Source organism: Mycobacterium sp. KBS0706 (genome assembly GCF_005938675.2).
Lineage (GTDB): Bacteria > Pseudomonadota > Alphaproteobacteria > DSM-16000 > Inquilinaceae > Inquilinus.
Window position 1 is genome coordinate 1 of the sequence record NZ_VCCH02000200.1, and the last position, 5,581, is coordinate 5,581.

Consider the following 5,581-nt stretch of genomic DNA (forward strand, 5'->3'; position numbering starts at 1 on the left):
GGGGGTAGGGGGAGGGGGTTCGAGCCGCAAGGGCCGAAACCCGAGGGCCGAAAAGGGACACCGAATCCTTCGATCGACAACCCCCTCCCCCTACCCCCTCCCGCGAGGGGAGGGGGGACTCAAAAGGAAGGCGTCGGGGAAGAAGACGGGGACACCACCACCGCCCCCGTCATCGGCCTCGTCTTCTACCGTGCCCTCGTGCAGGCCGGGAACCTGGCGCCGGTCGATGCGCTGGTGGCGGCGCTGCGCGAGCGCGGGCTGAACCCGCTGCCCATCTTCGTCTCCAGCCTCAAGGACGCGGTCTCGGCCGAGCTGGTGGCCGACGCTTTCGCCCGCCACCAGCCGGCGGTGATCCTCAACGCCACCAGCTTCGCCGTCTCCAGCCCCGGCGGCCCGGCCCAGCCGACGCCGTTCGACGCGGCGGACTGCCCTGTCCTGCAGCTGGTGTTCGCCGGCGGCGCCGAGGCGGCGTGGCGCGAGGGCACGCGCGGCCTGTCGGCCCAGGATCTGGCGATGAACGTGGCCCTGACCGAGATCGACGGCCGCGTCCTGACCCGCGCCGTGTCGTTCAAGTCCGAGGCGCGCTGGGATCCGCTGACCGAATGCACCGTGGTGTCCTACCGCCCGGTGCCCGATCGGATCGGCTTTGTCGCCGACCTCGCCGCCGCCTGGGCCGGGCTGCGCCGGACACCAGCAGGCGGGCGCAAGGTCGCGCTCGTGCTGGCCAACTACCCGAACCGCGATGGCCGCCTCGGCAACGGCGTCGGCCTCGACACCCCGGCCGGGACGGTCGAGGTGCTGCGCGCCCTGGCCGAAGCCGGCTGCCGGGTCGAGGACGTTCCGGCCGATGCCGCCGCGCTGATGGCCCGGGTCTCCGCCGGCCCGACCAACGCGCTGGCGGACCGGGCCGGCCGTACCGGCGGCGTGTCCTATCCGCTGGCCGAGTACCGGACCTACTTCGACAGCCTGCCCGAGGCCGTCCGGACCGCCGTGACCAACCGCTGGGGCGTGCCCGAAGCCGATCCCTTCATCGAGGGCAGCAGCTTCCGCCTGGCGGTGCATCGCTTCGGCCATGTCGTCATCGGCGTGCAGCCGGCGCGCGGCTACAACATCGACCCGGAGGCAACCTATCACGACCCCGACCTGGTGCCGCCACATGGCTACCTGGCCTTCTATGCCTGGCTTCGGCAGGGCTTCGGCGCCCAGGCCGTCGTCCATATGGGCAAGCACGGCAATCTGGAATGGCTGCCGGGCAAGGCGCTGGCGCTGTCGCAGGACTGCTTCCCGGAGGCCGCCTTCGGCCCGGTCCCGCATCTCTATCCCTTCATTGTCAACGATCCGGGCGAGGGCACCCAGGCCAAGCGCCGCGCCGCCGCCGTGATCATCGACCACCTGACGCCGCCGCTGACCCGGGCCGAGAGCTATGGCCCGCTGAAGGACCTGGAGGCGCTGGTCGATGAGTATTACGAGGCCGCGGGCATGGACCCGCGCCGGCTCAAGCATCTGCGCGACCGCATCCTCGACCTCGCCCGGTCGACCGGGCTGGACCGCGATTGCGGCGTGGCGGCGGATGCCGATTCCGACTCCGCTCTGGCGCAGATCGACAACCATCTCTGCGAGCTGAAGGAGATGCAGATCCGCGACGGGCTGCACATCTTCGGCCGCTCGCCCGAGGGCGACCAGCGCACCGACCTGCTGGTGGCGCTGACCCGGGTGCCGCGCGGGGCCGGGCAGGGCGGCGACGCCTCGCTGATCCGCGCCCTGGCAAATGATCTCGGCCTCGGCTTCGACCCGCTCGACTGCCGCTTCGGCGATGCCTGGGGCGGACCGCGGCCCGCTGTGCTGGGGCCGGAGACGGGCTGGCGCAGCCATGGCGACACGGTCGAGCGGCTGGAGGCAGTCGCGCGGGATCTGGTCGCCGGCACCCGAGTGCCGGACCCTGCCTGGACCGCCACCGCCGCCGTGCTGGCGGAGATCGCGGCCACGGTCGCCCCCTCGGTCGACCGCTCCGGCGCCGCCGAGATCGACGGGCTGCTGCGGGGGCTGGCCGGCCGCTTCGTGCCGCCCGGCTCCTCCGGCGCGCCGACCCGCGGCCGGCTGGACGTGCTGCCCACGGGGCGCAACTTCTATTCGGTCGACAGCCGCACGGTGCCGACCCCGGCCGCCTGGCATCTCGGCTGGAAATCGGCCTCGCTGCTGGTCGAGCGGCACCGGCAGGAGCATGGCGACTGGCCGCGCTCGATGGCGCTCAGCGCCTGGGGCACCAGCAACATGCGCACCGGTGGCGACGACATCGCCCAGGCCCTGGCGCTGCTCGGCGTGCAGCCGCGCTGGGACCCGGCGTCCCGCCGCGTCACCGGCTTCGAGGTGATGCCGGAAAGCGTGCTGGGCCGGCCGCGGGTCGATGTCACCCTGCGCGTCTCCGGCTTCTTCCGCGACGCGTTCCCCAGCCAGATCGACCTGTTCGACAGCGCCGTCCGCGCCGTCGCCGCGCTGGACGAGCCGGAGGATGCGAACCCTCTGGCCGCCCGGGTGCGGGCCGAGACGGCGGCGCAGGTCGCGGGCGGGATGGAAGAGGCCGAGGCCCGGCGCCGCGCCGGTTTCCGGGTGTTCGGCTCCAAGCCCGGGGCCTATGGCGCCGGGCTGCAGGCGATGATCGACGAGAGGCTGTGGCGCGACGAGGCCGATCTCGGCCGCGTCTATCTGGAATGGGGCGGCTGGGCCTATGGCGACGGCGCCGAGGGCGCCGCGGCGCACGACCTGTTCGCCCGCCGGCTGGAGAAGGTCGAGGCCGTCGTCCACAACCAGGACAACCGCGAGCACGACCTGCTCGATTCCGACGACTACTACCAGTTCGAGGGCGGGCTGGCGGCGGCGATCCACCACCTGTCCGGCAGCCGGCCGGCGGTCTGGCACAACGACCATTCGCGCCCCGAGCGGCCGGTGATCCGCACCCTGCGCGAGGAGATCGCCCGCGTGGTCCGTGCCCGGGTGGTGAACCCGAAATGGATCCGCGGCGTGATGCGCCACGGCTACAAGGGCGCCTTCGAGATGGCGGCGACGGTGGACTATCTGTTCGCCTTCGCCGCCACCACCGACGCCGTCGCCGACCACCAGTTCGACCTGGTCTACGATGCGATGCTCGGCGACCCCGAGGTGCGGGCCTTCCTGGAGCAGGCTAACCCGGCGGCGGCGCGCGAGATCGCCGAGCGGCTGCAGGAGGCGCTGGACCGCGGCCTGTGGCAGCCGCGCGCCAATGCCGTCACCCATGAGCTCGACCTGATGACGAAGGAGTCCCACTCATGAACACCGAGGGCATGACCGAGGACGAGATCAACGCCCGCCACGCCGAGAAGATGGCGAAGAAGAAGGCGGTGCGCGACCGGATGCTGGCCGGCAAGACCATCGAGAAGGGCCTGCTGATCGTCCACACCGGCAAGGGCAAGGGCAAGTCGACGGCGGCCTTCGGCATGGTGCTGCGCTCGATCGGCCACGGCTTCCGCACCGGCGTGGTCCAGTTCGTCAAGGGCAGCTGGGACACCGGCGAGCGCCATGTGCTGGAGCGGTTCCCGGATCTCGTGACCATCGCCGCGATGGGCGAGGGGTTCACCTGGGAGACGCAGGACCGCGAGCGCGACATCGCCGCCGCCCGTGCCGCCTGGGACGCCGCCAAGGCGATGATCCGCGACCCCTCCTATCGCCTGGTGCTGCTGGACGAGCTGAACATCGTGCTGCGCTACGACTATCTGCCGATCGAGGAGGTGGTGGCTTTCCTGCGCGACGAGAAGCCGGCGGACACCCATGTCATCGTCACCGGCCGCAACGCCAAGGACGAGCTGATCGAGATCGCCGACCTGGTCACCGAGATGACCCTGATCAAGCACCCGTTCCGCGACGGCGTGAAGGCGCAGGCCGGGATCGAGTTCTGATGAGGGCTTCCCCCTCACCCTCCCGTCGCCCGCGGCGCCGGGCCCCTCCCTCTCCCCGAGGAGAGGGGTTTCTGAGCCGAGCCCATTTCACCTCTCCTTGGAGAGAGGTCGAAATCGCGCAGCGATTTCGGGTGAGGGGGATTACCGGCCGTGCCGCAGAGTAAGCCTCCCGCCCTGATGATCCAGGGCACCGGCTCCGATGTCGGCAAGTCGCTGGTCGTCGCCGGGCTGTGCCGGGTGTTCGCCCGGCGCGGCCTGCGGGTGCGGCCGTTCAAGCCGCAGAACATGTCGAACAACGCCGCGGTGACCGCCGATGGCGGCGAGATCGGCCGGGCCCAGGCGCTGCAGGCGCGGGCCTGCGGCGTCGATCCGACCGTGCACATGAACCCGGTGCTGCTGAAGCCGGAGACCGAGACCGGCGCCCAGGTGATCGTCCAGGGCCGCCGCATCGCCACGCTGAAGGCCCGTGACTATGCCGGCCGCAAGCCGCAGCTGCTGGCGGCTGTGCTGGACAGCTTCGCCCGCCTGTCGGCCGAGGCCGACCTGGTGCTGGTCGAGGGCGCCGGCAGCCCGGCCGAGGTCAACCTGCGCGCCGGCGACATCGCCAATATGGGCTTTGCCGAGGCCGCCGACCTGCCGGTGGTGCTGGTCGCCGACATCCATCGCGGCGGCGTCATCGCCAGCCTGGTCGGCACCCATACGGTGATCGCGTCGGAAGAGGCCGCGCGGATCCAGGGCTTCATCATCAACCGCTTCCGCGGCGACGCGGCGCTGTTCGCCGACGGCGTGCGGATCGTCGAGGATCGCACCGGCTGGCGCGGCCTCGGCATCGTGCCGCATTGGCCCCAGGCCGCCCGGCTGCCGGCCGAGGACGCCAACGCCCTGGCCGAGATCGAGACGCCGCGCGGCCGGGCGATCACCGTCGCCGTGCCGGTGCTGTCGCGCATCGCCAATTTCGACGATCTCGATCCGCTGCGGCTGGAGCCGGATGTGGCGGTGCGCATGGTGCCGCCCGGCGAGGCCCTGCCGGGCGATGCCGACCTGGTGCTGCTGCCGGGGTCGAAATCGACCATCGGCGACCTCGCCTTCCTGCGCGCCCAGGGCTGGGACATTGACCTCGCCGCGCATGTCCGGCGCGGCGGCAGGGTGCTGGGCCTCTGCGCCGGCTTCCAGATGCTGGGCCGGCGGCTGCACGACCCGGACGGCATCGACGGCGCGCCGGGCTCGGCTGACGGGCTCGGGCTGCTCGACCTCGAGACGGTGATGACGCCGGACAAGAGCCTGGTCGCCGTCGCCGGCACGCACCGGCCGACCGGCACCGCGATCCGCGGCTATGAGATGCATGTCGGCCGCACCGAGGGGCCGGCTTTGGTCCGTCCGCTGCTCGACCTGGACGGCCGCCCGGACGGCGCCATGTCTCCGGACGGCCGCGTTGCCGGCTGCTACGTCCACGGCCTGTTCGCGGCCGACGGCTTCCGCGCCGCCTTCCTGGCCGGGCTCAAGCCGCGCGCCGCGGATGGCCTGGCCTATGACGCCACGGTCGATGCCACGCTGGACGGGCTGGCCAACCATCTGGAACGGCATCTCGACCTGCCGGCGCTGGCTGCCATCGCCGGTCTTCCGGGCTGACACAGGTCGCTTTGCGATAGCTT

At 72.0% G+C, this 5,581-nt stretch carries 3 protein-coding genes; all 3 read left to right on the plus strand.

What is annotated here, in order from left to right; translation table 11 throughout:
* The first annotated feature begins 72 nt into the window (after positions 1-72).
* The 3 genes from cobN (at position 73) to FFK22_RS40770 (ending at position 5,558) form a co-directional block, all read left to right on the plus strand.
* Positions 73-3,306, plus strand: a complete 3,234-nt coding sequence (gene cobN / locus FFK22_RS40760) for a cobaltochelatase subunit CobN (RefSeq protein ID WP_306770258.1) — start codon at positions 73-75, stop codon at positions 3,304-3,306.
* Complete coding sequence (cobO, locus tag FFK22_RS40765) at positions 3,303-3,929, plus strand: cob(I)yrinic acid a,c-diamide adenosyltransferase (RefSeq protein ID WP_221939266.1); 627 nt, start codon at positions 3,303-3,305, stop codon at positions 3,927-3,929. Before cobN ends, cobO begins: the two co-directional genes overlap by 4 nt.
* 150 nt (positions 3,930-4,079) lie before the next feature.
* Positions 4,080-5,558: a cobyric acid synthase gene (locus tag FFK22_RS40770; protein ID WP_306770257.1), complete on the plus strand. Its 1,479-nt coding sequence runs from the start codon at positions 4,080-4,082 to the stop codon at positions 5,556-5,558.
* Positions 5,559-5,581: the final 23 nt, after the last annotated feature.